11 protein-coding genes and 2 pseudogenes are annotated in these 13,465 nt (G+C 33.2%); 5 read left to right on the plus strand and 8 right to left on the minus strand.

Annotated elements, in window-relative coordinates; genetic code table 11:
• Nucleotides 1–182: 182 nt before the first annotated feature.
• From BKP45_RS23200 to BKP45_RS01730, 5 genes are all read left to right on the plus strand, one after another.
• On the plus strand, nucleotides 183–308 hold the full coding sequence (locus BKP45_RS23200; protein WP_281243112.1) for a hypothetical protein: 126 nt from the start codon (nucleotides 183–185) through the stop codon (nucleotides 306–308).
• A gap of 18 nt (nucleotides 309–326) precedes the next feature.
• A complete protein-coding gene (locus BKP45_RS01710) occupies nucleotides 327–611 on the plus strand; it encodes a hypothetical protein (RefSeq protein WP_071388123.1) in 285 nt (94 codons plus the stop codon).
• Nucleotides 612–2,250: 1,639 nt separating this feature from the next.
• A complete protein-coding gene (locus BKP45_RS01720; RefSeq protein ID WP_071388125.1) occupies nucleotides 2,251–2,946 on the plus strand; it encodes a response regulator transcription factor in 696 nt (231 codons plus the stop codon).
• The gene (locus tag BKP45_RS01725) at nucleotides 2,946–4,436 is read left to right on the plus strand and encodes a HAMP domain-containing sensor histidine kinase (protein WP_071388126.1); all 1,491 of its coding nucleotides are present in this window, start codon (nucleotides 2,946–2,948) and stop codon (nucleotides 4,434–4,436) included. Before BKP45_RS01720 ends, BKP45_RS01725 begins: the two co-directional genes overlap by 1 nt.
• A 65-nt stretch (nucleotides 4,437–4,501) precedes the next feature.
• The gene (locus tag BKP45_RS01730; protein WP_071388127.1) at nucleotides 4,502–5,650 is read left to right on the plus strand and encodes a hypothetical protein; all 1,149 of its coding nucleotides are present in this window, start codon (nucleotides 4,502–4,504) and stop codon (nucleotides 5,648–5,650) included.
• Nucleotides 5,651–6,407: 757 nt separating this feature from the next.
• Here BKP45_RS01730 and BKP45_RS22335 read toward each other — a convergent pair.
• From BKP45_RS22335 to istA, 8 genes and pseudogenes are all read right to left on the minus strand, one after another.
• Nucleotides 6,408–6,557, minus strand: a complete 150-nt coding sequence (locus tag BKP45_RS22335) for a hypothetical protein (RefSeq protein ID WP_169823055.1) — start codon at nucleotides 6,555–6,557, stop codon at nucleotides 6,408–6,410.
• An 808-nt stretch (nucleotides 6,558–7,365) separates the two neighbouring features.
• The gene (locus BKP45_RS01735) at nucleotides 7,366–7,635 is read right to left on the minus strand and encodes a hypothetical protein (RefSeq protein WP_211272941.1); all 270 of its coding nucleotides are present in this window, start codon (nucleotides 7,633–7,635) and stop codon (nucleotides 7,366–7,368) included.
• Nucleotides 7,568–7,738, minus strand: a pseudogene (locus BKP45_RS22850) (IS5/IS1182 family transposase); the annotation flags it as partial. The pseudogene BKP45_RS22850 and the gene BKP45_RS01735, both read right to left, overlap by 68 nt.
• A 147-nt stretch (nucleotides 7,739–7,885) precedes the next feature.
• On the minus strand, nucleotides 7,886–9,085 hold the full coding sequence (locus BKP45_RS01740) for a Ger(x)C family spore germination protein (RefSeq protein WP_071388128.1): 1,200 nt from the start codon (nucleotides 9,083–9,085) through the stop codon (nucleotides 7,886–7,888).
• A complete protein-coding gene (locus BKP45_RS01745) occupies nucleotides 9,082–10,173 on the minus strand; it encodes a spore germination protein (protein WP_071388129.1) in 1,092 nt (363 codons plus the stop codon). Before BKP45_RS01745 ends, BKP45_RS01740 begins: the two co-directional genes overlap by 4 nt.
• A gap of 78 nt (nucleotides 10,174–10,251) precedes the next feature.
• Nucleotides 10,252–11,826, minus strand: a complete 1,575-nt coding sequence (locus tag BKP45_RS01750; protein ID WP_071388130.1) for a spore germination protein — start codon at nucleotides 11,824–11,826, stop codon at nucleotides 10,252–10,254.
• The gene (locus tag BKP45_RS23205; RefSeq protein WP_281243113.1) at nucleotides 11,823–11,948 is read right to left on the minus strand and encodes a hypothetical protein; all 126 of its coding nucleotides are present in this window, start codon (nucleotides 11,946–11,948) and stop codon (nucleotides 11,823–11,825) included. The genes BKP45_RS01750 and BKP45_RS23205 overlap by 4 nt, the downstream gene beginning before the upstream one ends.
• 508 nt (nucleotides 11,949–12,456) lie before the next feature.
• Nucleotides 12,457–13,451: pseudogene (gene istA, locus BKP45_RS01755) on the minus strand (IS21 family transposase); the annotation flags it as partial.
• Between the last annotated feature and the right edge of the window lie 14 nt (nucleotides 13,452–13,465).

Genomic DNA, 13,465 nt, shown 5'->3' on the forward strand with positions numbered 1-13,465 from the left:
ACTAATCAACTTCTGAATTAATAATAAATTCCTATGTTACCCTACTAAAGTTTTACTTTTTTTCAAATGTGACAATGAAATCCACTTATATGCTGCACAACAAACCGAGAAAATACATACTATTTATTAATGAACTATTTTGATATTGGTAACTTTTAAGTTATAAGTGAGGTGAAATCTTCGTGGCAGACACTCAATATTACGTATTGTTAGGTCTTGTGATATTTTTATTTATTACTTTTTCTCTTGGAATTAACGGTGAAGATGAACAAGGTGTACCTGTAGAAGTTCTACCTGTCAGCGTTTGAGGTTAGGGAGGTGAGCTTATGACTAAGAAAGGTAATGATAGTTTCTCAAAAGGAGAAAAAGAAAATTTCAAAAAACTAATTGACAGCTATAAGCTATCCCCTCAACAAATTGCGGTTGTAGCTGCAGTGTTATTTAACGCCTTATATGTTCAATCAGTTCTTGTCGATAGAAATCAAACTGTCGTTATAATATTAGAAGGGTCACTAAGAAAAAATAATAACCCTGGAATGGAAAAGCTTTTAAATGAAGTAAAGGGATTAAGTATAGGCGAATTAATGGAACTTTTGCAGTCGAAAAGTTAAATCGGAACCTATTTAGGTGTAGAAAATTTATTTTAATCTTAGAAAATTTGTGAAGCTAGATATTTTTCTTACAATTAACTTAATACATGGCAATTCACAAGGATAAAAGCTGTTTCAAAATTACTTATCGTACGAAAAAAATAAGTAGTTATTGTTCAGCCTTTATTTTTGTAGAAAAGGAAAATCTTACCTATATACTGATCCGTTATGATTCTAAAAAAGTTCAAAGATATTAAAAGTAAATTAAGCTTTTTACACATTACAATTAAGGTCGAATAGATTAATATTTCTTTTTTGAGAAACAGCTTTAATCAATTTTAATTCGGTATCCAATTCATTCGTTAAACTTCCAGTTTCAATGTTTTTTTTAATTTCTACATAGAATCGAATTAACAAATCATTTGGTAATTTTTCATAAAAAGAATCTGACATACTATTACCTCACCTTCTTTTTTCCGAATAACTTAATAATACAAAACCTCCCCACTCATGTGAACGCTTTAATTTTGTTTTTATTGATAAACTCATAATTACATATTTTTAGAAAAGAAAGCTCTTTACTTCTTAAATACAAATATCCAAATAAAGTTAGAGGTCTTGGCTGTTAAGTCAACAACTCCTTCAAACCCAAAATCAATAAGCCATTCTCTTTTGAAGTATCCGAATAAGAAATAGCAATTTATTAATCTTAATCAAACTGATTTGTACTTAAGGATCATAGCCCCCCATCTCTAAGCGTAGCATAGGTGGGAACTTCCATTCAGGTGGAGTTAGAATGGCTAAGGTAAAAGAGACTCTAATTATGAGCAAAAATAAATTATTAATTTCTAAGATTTTAATTATAATTCAGATAAAGCTGAACTTCAATCAGTGGGGGTTTTCCTTCATCCCCCACTGATTGTTAGTTCAACTTATCGGACCTTTAGGGGCAGTTTATCCCCCACCTAAACTTCTCGATTTTCTTAAGTTTTGAGGTGGGGGTCTTACTTGCCCCTTAAGAGTGGGATAAAAATGTACGTTGTTTATGGCAAACTAAATATGTAGGTAAGGGCATTTAATTTTTGCATGGAATGGCAATTAAGGAAATACGATTAACTGTATAAATTGTGATGTTCTCTTCAATCGTATTGTACATTCACCAGAATAACTTTCCATAATAATCCTCCCTGTTATTTCGTTTTAATTTTGTTTATTCCATTAACGGTAGTTTAAGAAGATTTATTCACAAAATCTGTATATTCCTTCCTTCTATTTTAACATAAATACCCAAACACATTTCTTTAACATAGGAATTCACACGTTAATTCACACCCAAATCACAAGATGGAAATATTTATTTCCATCTTGTGATTTGCTATGCGATTTTAAGACTATATGAGGGTAAAATGTTGAAATAACGATAATAAAACACATGTGATTCTTGTGTTAAATCGTATGTGTTTTTGATTGTGAATGACTTGTTTACACCCCTGAAGTAAACCCGTTTAAAGTAACTTGATGTTTTAATTACTTCTTATACACTTCTCCTTCAATTTATCTCGTTCAGGCTTTAAAAAATGATAAGGAAAAAATTTGTTTATATTTTGGCAATAACCTGATAGTAAAATAGAGGATATATATTAATAGAAGGAGCAAAACGATGAGTGACATTAAACGAATTATTGTTATTGAAGATGAAGAATCCATTTCTGATATTATTTCGTATTCCTTGCGTAAAGAAGGTTACTTTGTTCAATGTGCCTTCTCTGGTAAAGAGGCTTTTCCTTTAATAGAGAGCGTGCAACCAAGTTTAATATTATTAGATGTCATGTTACCAGATACAAGTGGTTTCGACATTTGCAAAACTATAGTTCAAGACTTTCCCCATATACCTGTTATCATGCTAACTGCCAGAAATGACATAGTTGATAAAATTCTTGGACTAGAGCTTGGGGCTGACGATTATATAACAAAACCATTTGATATTAGAGAATTACTTACCCGTGTTAAAGTTTCTCTACGCAGGGTTCAAAGCTTACCAGAAACGAATCATTATATTAAAATTAATGATTTAATAAAAGCAGATCCTACTTCTAGAACAGTTTTTAAAGAAGATGAAGAAGTTAAAATAAAACCAAAAGAATATGAACTCCTACTTCTTCTTGCTGAAAATAAAGATCGTGTCTTTTCACGTGAAGAAATCCTAGATTACGTTTGGGACATTGATTATGATGGTGATTTGCGTACCGTTGATGTCCATGTTCAAAGGCTACGAAAGAAGTTAGATATTGATTCCTATCCTTCCATTATAGACACTGTATTTGGAATCGGGTATAAAATGAAAGGTTTTAAATAATGAATAAAAAATGGATGATACAGAAGAAATTTTTGTATGGATTCTTATTTATTTTTTCCATCTCACTTATTTTATTAAATATTGTATTAAGTAATATGCTGTATAAAAATAGTGAAAGCATAATAATAACAGAAATGAAAAATACAAAAACGTATTCAAGAGAATATATTAAGCAACATCTCCTTTTGAATAACTTAACGGGTAATGTGTTTTCAAATTCAGGAAATCATCTTGCACAAGAATTAAGTCAGAACCTACAAAGTAATGTAACCCTCTATGATATAGAAGGTACCTTTTTATATGAAGCATTGGGTGGGAATGAATATGTCATTGTAAACACTATACCAAGTCAAATGTTGCAGGAGAGTAGTGAACAAGATTTACAACTTGCATTAGACAATAAAGCTGCTTATACGATCAATAAATTAGATAAACAGTGGATTGTAAACTTCTCTTACCCTCTTCACGTTAATGGTGAACACTATGGGATTGTAAGGCTGAGTAAAGACTATACTCCCCTATTTGAGTCTAATCAAGAGGTAGTTACAAGTATTATTCTTTTTACATTATTACTGTTTTTAATCATTTTCCTTTTTTCCTTTGTATTATCTAGTAAAATCATAAAACCATTAACGAAGATGACTCATGCTTTTTCTGAGGTAGCTAAAGGTAATTATAGTGTAAGTTTAAATATCAAAACTGGCGATGAAATTGAAGAGTTAAATGATCGCTTTCATATCATGAAAGATCAAATTAAGGAACAAATCGAAGTAATTACAACAGAAAAAGAAAAGGTAATTAAGTTAGAGAAAAGTAGGAGAGAATTTTTTAATAACGTTACTCACGAATTAAAAACACCACTAACTACTATTTCCGGATACTCTCAGATTTTAGCTGAAGACAATTTTAATGACCCAGAATTCTTAAAAAAAGCAGCAAGACGTATTCATTCAGAAAGTGACCGTCTTCATCAAATGGTCGTTGATGTGATCGAGCTTTCGAAACAACATTCAAATGAAATGAAAAAAGTTGATTTAACCTACATAGTCACTCAACTATGTGAAGACATGCAGTTGAAAGCAGCCAAATATAATATGACACTTCAATGTAAAAAACCTGAACAATTAACTGTATACGGAGTAGAAAATCGATTACTAGAAGTGATTATTAACCTGTTAGATAACGCTATTAAATATGGCGAAAATAACTCTTCTATTAATGTAAGCTTATATAGTCAATCAAATAATGCTATTGTACAAGTTTCAAATCGATGTAATCATTTTAATTCTTCCATTTTAAGTAACGCATTTGAACCGTTTTATCGTGGAAGCAAAATAACAAAAGATGAAAAAGGCAGTATCGGTTTAGGGCTATATATTTGTAAGCAAATCATTAACGAGCATCAAGGAACCATTTCTATTGTAGAAGAACAAGGTTTAATTACTTTTAAAATAAGCCTCCCGCTTCGGCAACAACTTGGCAACATGTAACGCTATTTTGGCAATAACTATTTTCTAAAATTAAGTTGTAAAATAGATGAGGAGGTAATCAAAAAATGAAATTAGTTAAAGGAGTATTAGGTGCAACAATGGCAGCCATGTTATTAACAGGTTGCAACTCATTAGGTATCGTACAAGGTGAGGGAAATACAGTCGTAGTAAGTGAAGATGTGGTATTAGAAAGCATTATAACTGATGCAAAAGTTGCCGTTTCTCAACCAGAGCAAATAAGTTTGGACCAGAAAATAAACCACCGAGAGTTATTAAAAATCGATGAAAATCAAATATTGTACATGAAAGATAATTCGCTTTATTCTACTAACCTTAATCATTCAAGTCCTAACCTAATTAAAGAATTACCAGTTAGAGAACTATCAAATGATGGTAGAAAAGCATTAAGTGTAGAAAATGGTACTATTTCTATTTACAATATTGAAACAGGAGAAACAGCTGAATTTACTGATTTAGATGAAAGTATTGATGGGATAAGTTTTGCTGATCCTAAAGGTAATTATATTTCCTACTACTCTTTTGAGAGTAGCAGATTAGTCATCATTGATACAAACACTGCTGTAAAAACATTAATTGATTTAAACGACCTATTTAATAATCCAACAAACTTTTCATTTTCAGGGAGCGTTATTCATAATGATGATATTTATTTAAGAACTCATATTCAAGGTGAAGGTTCAGCAATTTATAAAATTAAACCTGATCATAGTGTTGAAAAAATTGTTTCAACCAAAGAATTAAATGACAATATTTTTGACTTTGAATTTGTAAATGACGATCTCCTTGTTTTCAATGGAATTATCAATAAGGAACCAGGAATATTTCTATATGATATTCCTAATCAAGAAGCTAACAAAGTTGTTTCCGGTGGTACAAGTTCTGAAGGAACATGGATACCTTCATACAGCATTTCACCAGATGGATCAAAAATGCTTTTCAATACGATCCTTCATAAAGGTGATGAGTTTCTAGATAATGTCTTTATAGCTACAATTGAAAATAACAATTTATCAAGAAGTATTCAAATTATACAAAATGCACACCTTCCAGCTGTTATTAAAATACTAGCACACTGGAGTAACAATTCTTCTGCATTTTTTATTCCCCGTACTTCACAAGATATAACTGGCTATGATGAACTTACAATTGAATATATTTCAGTTTACAAGCTTGATAAAATAGAAACCGAATAAATTATCTAAAGACAAAAACGAGTATAGGTATCCCCTATGGAAACAAGAAGAAAGATAAATAAGTGTATCTTTTACACTTATTTATCTTTCTTCTGCTCTTCAGAATATTTATTAAGGACATATTCACATCTCTCTCTTAATTGCTTTAATAATGCCTTTTCTTTTTCACGAGTGGTAAGCCACAAATCTCCATAATCTTTTTGTTCGTTGGACAATACGTTATCTGTTAAGATATGAGTACTTGTAGGTCAACCAGATGATGTATTAGCAGAGAAACTAAATAAAGAGCTTGAAGCAGTGTACTGGATATCCATCGTAAAACCTGGTTTAGCGAGAAAAAAATTTATTAATCAAAGCCAAAACTTAAAAGGTTAAACAACGAATAATAGTAAAAGACAGTAAAAAAATCCCCTGCCTTTTATATAGAAATTTGTTATGGAAACCTTTTTCTTTATTAAAGATTGATAAAGCTGAACTTCAATCAGTGGGGGTTTTCCTTCATCCCCCACTGATTGTTAGTTCAACTTATACCACGGGCATAAGAATAACTAATCATCAGCTTCACTGATGAAAGTTATTCTATATCGGACCTTTAGGGGCAGTTTATCCCCCACCTAAACTTCTCGATTTTCTTAAGTTTTGAGGTGGGGGTCTTACTTGCCCCTTAAGTGTGGGATAAACTCTATCATCAATTGAAAAAGAACTTCGAATAAGAAAAACATAGGAGATTTTAGTCTTCCTATGTTTTCAATTCATATTATTTATCTGTTTGTTTTTGCTTCTTTTTCAAATACTCCGCACGTATTTTTTCAAGTTGCTGCTTTTTATCAAATTTGGCAGGCTTCTGTTTTTCATGAAACTTTGTCACAGCTACCTGACCTTTGGCATCCAATTGATATTTTCCCACTTTGTTCACCTACTTTTCTTGTCTTTAAAGAGAATCTATTCAACAAATATAATATACCTTATTTTACTGAAGTAAACCTTATTACTTTATTAGTGTACTGCTAACTTTGCATATATCAGTAAAAACAATAAAAACTTAGTAAAAATTCATTGCCAAATGGTATTCATTTCATTGCTATAATCAAAATAAAATGCCATGACACTTGCATAAGCCTTAATAATTCTATTTCTTGTTTGTTCAGCTCTCTTCTAAAGGTCCAATTGTTCGGTAAATAAGTTTTAAAATATTAAAACAATCTAAGTCTACTCCATCTTTTAAATGGTTCTTAATGCTAATAACCATTACGTTCTCGATGATTTCAAATTTAGGTTTCTGAGGGGAAATATTGTTTTTTTGCAAAGTCTTTTTACTATTTGTTTAAAAAAATCTACATTCCCAATATTTTTCTCCAAAAAATCCCCCCTTGTTATTAACTTTTCTACTTATATCTATCTTAACCCAAATATTACCTTCTTCAACTAACTTGTCCGTTAGTTGAAGTGAATTTATTCACAATCTCATAGATCTTCATAAAACAATACTACCAAAAATAACGGATATTATTCTTAGTTTTCACAAAAAAATGGAAATGTTCCTTCAAACAAGTTAATGTAGAAATTCAAAATTTGAGTTTATCTTTCGAATCACAAAAAAAGTCAAAACAAAATTAATAATATCTCAAGAGAATTTCACCTCCAATAAACTCAACCGTTATGAAAAATTCAATAGATAAGAAACAAGAAAAACTGAGTGAGGAAAACCACCTCACTCAGTCCTTTTTAGTTTCCTGCAAATTCGATAGCTTGTACTCTACGCCATGTATCCCTTTGTAATACTCAGGATACATTTCACCACCACAACTTTCACAAGCAAATTGAGGTGGATACGTCGGGTCTCCATCATCCATCAAATCAAAATTTCTTACTACGTCATATGGAATATCTTCTTTCTCATGACACGCTAAACAAACATAGCTGACGCTCTTTGGCAGGTCGACCGTAGTATTTGTAGTAAGAGTTCTCAAGCAGCTTGTTAACAAAACTAAAATCCACGAAATCGTTAATGAGTTTTAATGTATGATTTTCTGGGATTTTATTGTATAATTCAGTGTAGAAGCTTAATTGTTTAGATTGATTAAGCATAAAAAAATCCTCCCTTTTTTGTTTTTGGTTTCTTGTCAATTCCATTATACCAAAAAATGGAGGATTTTTTATTTGTATCGTTTTACATATTTTAGGAGTCGATTTTCAGTGGTCTCGGACAGGTTCATTGTCCCCCTGTGTCTAACTTTATTTTGAAATAACGGTACCGAAATCTGTAATTGTTAAATCAACGTTAAAAGTAATAGGTACATCACTGAACGTTTGATCCCAATCATCTTTCTCTTTTTCCCATAATTTTGGGTGGTGAATGCGTAAATGTTCTCCAAACTTTGCTACGTCAACATGTAGTTCCGTTTGTATTTTTTCTAATATATTTTTCACTAATTCTTCTACTTTTTTTTCTGCTGCTTTTTCAACACTGTTTAAAAATTCGTTGTCATGCGATTTTTCAACAACCCAATTTTCAGATAATCGTCCTTCTGCTTTTATGGTGACATCAAAGGAAATTTTATTTCCATCAAGCGTAGATTTGACTTTTCTTTTCATTGAGTTTATCTCAAATAACACAATTTTTGCTGTTTCTTCATCGATGGTTTTTAAGACTCCACCTTCTGCTTCGCCAGTTAACCACATCAATCCTTCTAGGTCCACTTCATCCAAAAAACCATGCCATTTCTTTGTTTTGCCATTGATTATGGTAGCACCTGCAAACTTAACTTCTCCATTTGCCGAGGCTACATTTTGTAAAATAAAACTTGAGGTTGAATGCATTTTTCCGATTAATTTTGTAAAAGGAATGGAAGGTACTACTTTTGTTGATCGAAAGTCATTCTTTGTGATTCCAAGTAGGTGCATTGCCGGAAAATCTCCAGCGCCTTCTATTTCTAGTGTCTCACTAGCTTTTCCTTTGCTAGTGAGCGCATAAGTGCTTAGTCTTAACTCATTGTCACGGAGATATAAGTCCAATATTTGGTGCAAACTGAGATTCTTAAGAAGCTCTTCACTAATAACTATGACCTTTAAGTGTGGACTAAATATTGGACGATCTCTTCTTAATGCAATTTCTCGAATCACTTGATGAATGGAATCACCTGTTTGTGAAAAATTAATGTAAGGTTTTTGATCGCCCCCCCCATGACCATTTCCCCCTGCTGATCCCATTGGATTAATAAACTGATAAGTTAATGTAATTAAGTCCCTTTTTGGAAATCCTGCACCTTCTTCTCGTAGTTTCATTTCAGCTTCTGTTTCTTCGCCTTTATCGAATGAAATAGCTGTTACAAAACCAAGTTCATCTATTTCATTGCTGCTCCAACATCCTGCGAGAATAGTAATTAAAAGCACTAAAGGGATAAAAAAGCTACCAATATTTAAGTTTCTCTTCATCCTTTTGCCCCCTTCACTTTGTTGATAGAAAGAAACAGGATCGGGATTATACCAAATATAATTAGAGCGGCATTTCCGATTATATCCCCTAGCGTTTGTAAATCATTGATATTTTTAGGCGTCATAGCAATGAGATAAATCACTGGGAGTATTCCGAAAATAACGGGAACAAGGCCCTTATTGGAGAGCTGAGCTACGCCTAGTGATGCGGCATAGTAGGTAATAATAAAGGTGGAAAATATTTGCATAACCCATATAGCTAGTAACAATGATTCAAACCTTTCAAATAGCATCCCTTCAAATTCGTAGCTTTGAATTAAGTCAATCGTTGGCCATGTTCTCGTTACCACTCCATCAATAGAGAATGCTCCGATAACCATTACGACTGTTACAACGTAAAGTATTAATGGAATAATTGTTGCAATGAGTACGACTTTCACAGATTTTTCAGGTTGTTTCATAAATGCGACAAGAAACAACATCGCCTCAAAACACGTAAAGCTGAGAGCGGTTGTTTTGATCCCTTTTAACGGTGGGGCTATCCCAACACCTAAAACTGGACGTAAATTATTAATTTCAAAGACATCGACGCTCATGAACAGTACTAGCAAAAGAACAACAACAGTAACTGGAAATATGATTTCCATTAAACGAGCCATCGGGTTTATGCCTCCAGAAATTAAATAGATTCCAACCCACATCATCGGCATAATAATCGCCCAAAAAGGGGTCCTTTCCAGTAAATAAAACTCTGTTATTTCTGCCAGCACTCGAATTTCAAATGCGGATAGTATTAAAAAGTATAGGATGATTATGCAGCTTATAAATCGGCCAACTGCTTTTCCGACAATTTCCTGGCTATATTGGTAAAATGTTTTTTCGGGAAATTGTTGACTTAATTTTGCAATGATGATCGAGATAAATAGTGCAATAAGGCCACCGATAATAACACTAATCCAAACATCAGGTGTGTTTACCTCATCGACGGTTACTCTTGGTAAGGTAAGAATTCCGACTGCAATTATATAGCTGACAAGAATGATAACAGTTTGTGAAGTCGTAATTTTATCTTTTGGGTTAGAAATCATCGGTAACAATCACATCCTTTTATCCCACTCTTAAGGGGCAGTAAAACCCCCACTGATTGAAGTTCAACTTTAGAGGAATTAGCCTTTCCTTGTCGAGTTTTTAGGAGACAAAATCTTCGGTCGGTTCTTCATCATAAAAAGTGGTGCGCGAACTAGTAAGTCTTTCCAATCCTTTGGTTGGTAAGGAGCAATAGGGCTGAGATAATGTACGCCAAAACTCTTCAACTTGACCAAATGACTGAAAAGAAAGAGGAAAAATAAAATAAGCCCATACAAACCAAATACCGCAGCAAAAAACATCGCTGAAAAACGGAGGAAGCGTAATGAAATTCCTGCGCTATATTGAGGGATTGCAAAGGAAGAAATGGCCGTTATCGCCACTACTATTACGAAAATTGAACTAATAATCCCGGCTTCGACAGCAGCTTCACCAATGATTAATCCACCTACGATTCCGATGGCGGGGCCAATCGGTTTTGGTAAGCGAAGTCCTGCCTCCCGTAATATTTCAATGGATATTTCCATAATGAGTGCTTCAATAAGCGCAGGGAATGGGACGCCCTCACGGTTGTTTATAATAGATATAGCAAGGGCAGTTGGGATCATCCCTGGATGAAAGGAAACAAAAGAAATATACAACGCAGGCCCAGTTATTGAAATGAAGGCTGCACCAAACCGCAATAAACGGATAAGGGTACTTGGAAGCCAACGTTCATAGTAATCTTCTGGTGATTGCAATAACATAGTAAATGTAACGGGTACAATTAGGGCAAAAGGAGTTCCTTCTAATAAAATCGCCACTCGTCCTTCGAGCAGGGCGCCGTTAACTCTGTCAGGCCGCTCTGTGTTTTGTACTTGTGGAAATGGGCTGAGGTAATTATCTTCAATTAATTGTTCTACATATCCTGACTCTAATACGTCATCAATGTCGATTTTTTTAATTCGTTTTTTTACCTCTTCTACTAATTCTGGATCAGCTATATCCTGATAATAAGCAATGATTAGCTCTTTGTTCGTACGTTTTCCCACCGTGAATTTCTCTACTGATAAATCTTCATTTTTACTATTACTTCTCAACAGGGCTGTATTATCACTTAAAATTTCGGTGAAACCGACTCGTGGTCCTCTAACTAGTGGTTCTGAAATCGGTTCCTCTATGCTACGCGCTTTTTCTTTGGCGGTACCAAGTTTTATTGCTTCTGTTGATCCATTTATTAACAATGCAGTAGAACCTTTGAGCACTTCGATTTGCACTTCTTTAAATGTACTTACTTTTTCAACTTGACTAATAGATAGGACATGATTGGTAATATAATCCGTCAATATTGAATTGTTTTCTATAGGCTGCATTGCATCGTATTTAGCAGAGATATTATTCATAAGTGAACTCATAATATGTTTATCGATCAGTTCTTTGTCAGCAAGCCCGTCAACAAAGATAATGACAGAACGTATACCTGTACCACCTAGATGGAACTCCCGGAAATTCACATCTGAGTTGTGACCAATTCCTTGTTGAATTTGTCCTAAATCGAATGTTAGATCACCCGTAAAATGAATAGGGGTATCGTTGCTACATGCTGCTTCCTGTTTGTAATCATTCAAAGGAGTAGACTGTTGATAGAAACTTTTCTTTATCCTTTTCTTAGTCATGACTCTTCCTTGTGTACTGGAGCCTGTTTAAATAATTTCCAAATAACCAAAGGAATAATAAAAGCGAAAAAAGCTTGCATAAAAACTTGCCAATTTGGAAGATAGGAAATAATTTGTGTCACACTCTGCCCCCCTAAATAAATGTCTACGATTCCTGTGAAGTTTAAGTTATTTTTTTCCTAAATAGCTATTTTTATTCAATTGATATGAAGTGAAATTAGCTGATCCTCTGTCTGTTTCAAATGCGAGCGGATACTAAGGGTATACCGTGTTCACTAATGATCAATCTCATCTTCTGAAATTTAACTATTCTCAAAAAAAGCTTGACAGTGGTTAATCTTAAAATGTAAGATTAACCCAAAGAAAGCGATTACAATTTTATACTTAAAATTTGGATTGTTACTGTTCGGCAGGCGAAACCTAAATTTGTAGTGGAACCCTAATTAAGCGGTTTTCCTATCTACAAATTTGGTTTTATATATATATTTTCTTAAGTCAGATGTAAGGAGGGGTGATAATGGAAATAAGGAAGAAATTAAATAATAATGTTGTTGTAGCGACTAATGAGCTAAATGCTTTGCGATCAGTAGACATAAACAAGGGATCCAATTAAAAAATCCATTGTTTTGGGAAATTAGGAAGTATTGGTAAAAGGTGATCCTTTTCAATTTTCAATAATTGTTCAGGTGTTTTATTGCTCTGTTGTTTCAGTGGTTTTCGGTTTAGCTTCATGCATAGATCTAATAGATACTGGTTTGCTTCCTCAATCGTCTCAAATCTATCTCGAAAGGCGAATGCTTTCCTACGAATATACTCAACACTGCGCTCTACGTGCCCTTTCTCATTGCCACTTTGAACATTGCAGAAACGAAATTTGAACATATAATAGAGTGATAGTTTTAATAAAGCCTCCGTTGGTTCTTTTTGATGTCCAACGAATTTCTTAACAGCGACTTTCATATTGTCATAAACCATTGTTTGATATACGCCGCCAATATGATCAAAGAATAATGCATGCGCTTCTTGAAAACACTCTGTTTTTTTCTTTGTAAATAAATAGGCCATACGATAATTCCCATATGCGGAGGTGAATACCGCTAATTGTAATGTTCTTTGTTTTCCATTAATCACAACCTTCACTTCGCCCCAATCAAATTCACATACATTTCCTGGTTGATAGGAACCCTTGATATAGGCTTCTTTTGCCTTTCTAGAAATTTCGTTTACTTTATTTCTTACCGTGGTATAACTTAGTGTAAAACCTTCTTGTTCTAATGCCTCATGAATATCAATTATTTTCTTGGTTTGTTTATGTAGCCCCCTTTGACGTTTATGCTCATTTTCTTAATAAAATGATGAATCCTATTTTCGATTTCCTCTGTTAATACTCTTTTTGTTCGATTAGAACTTTTGTATTTTGGTTTATCTACTAAACTTTGAATTAGCTCCTCTAAATTTGCAGAACCCTTTTGTTCAATGATCTTATTAAGTTTACTTTCATGCTCTTTAATGTAACTTGCTACAGTCTTTTTATCGACACCAACTTCTTTTGCAATAGACCTCTGTGATTTCCCCTCCCTAAAGTACATTAGTAGAATTTCTCGTTTCTTTAACAACTCGATCACCACTCTCAGCTCCC

Source organism: Anaerobacillus alkalidiazotrophicus (assembly GCF_001866055.1).

What these genes read in the sequence shown, in the direction of transcription:
- BKP45_RS01745 (WP_071388129.1), bottom strand. Translation starts at nt 10,173, where the DNA reads ATGATTTCTAACCCAAAAGATAAAATTACGACTTCACAAACTGTTATC.
- BKP45_RS01730 (WP_071388127.1), top strand. Translation starts at nt 4,502, where the DNA reads ATGAAATTAGTTAAAGGAGTATTAGGTGCAACAATGGCAGCCATGTTA.
- BKP45_RS01725 (WP_071388126.1), top strand. Translation starts at nt 2,946, where the DNA reads ATGAATAAAAAATGGATGATACAGAAGAAATTTTTGTATGGATTCTTA.
- BKP45_RS01710 (WP_071388123.1), top strand. Translation starts at nt 327, where the DNA reads ATGACTAAGAAAGGTAATGATAGTTTCTCAAAAGGAGAAAAAGAAAAT.
- BKP45_RS01750 (WP_071388130.1), bottom strand. Translation starts at nt 11,826, where the DNA reads ATGACTAAGAAAAGGATAAAGAAAAGTTTCTATCAACAGTCTACTCCT.
- BKP45_RS01740 (WP_071388128.1), bottom strand. Translation starts at nt 9,085, where the DNA reads ATGAAGAGAAACTTAAATATTGGTAGCTTTTTTATCCCTTTAGTGCTT.
- BKP45_RS01720 (WP_071388125.1), top strand. Translation starts at nt 2,251, where the DNA reads ATGAGTGACATTAAACGAATTATTGTTATTGAAGATGAAGAATCCATT.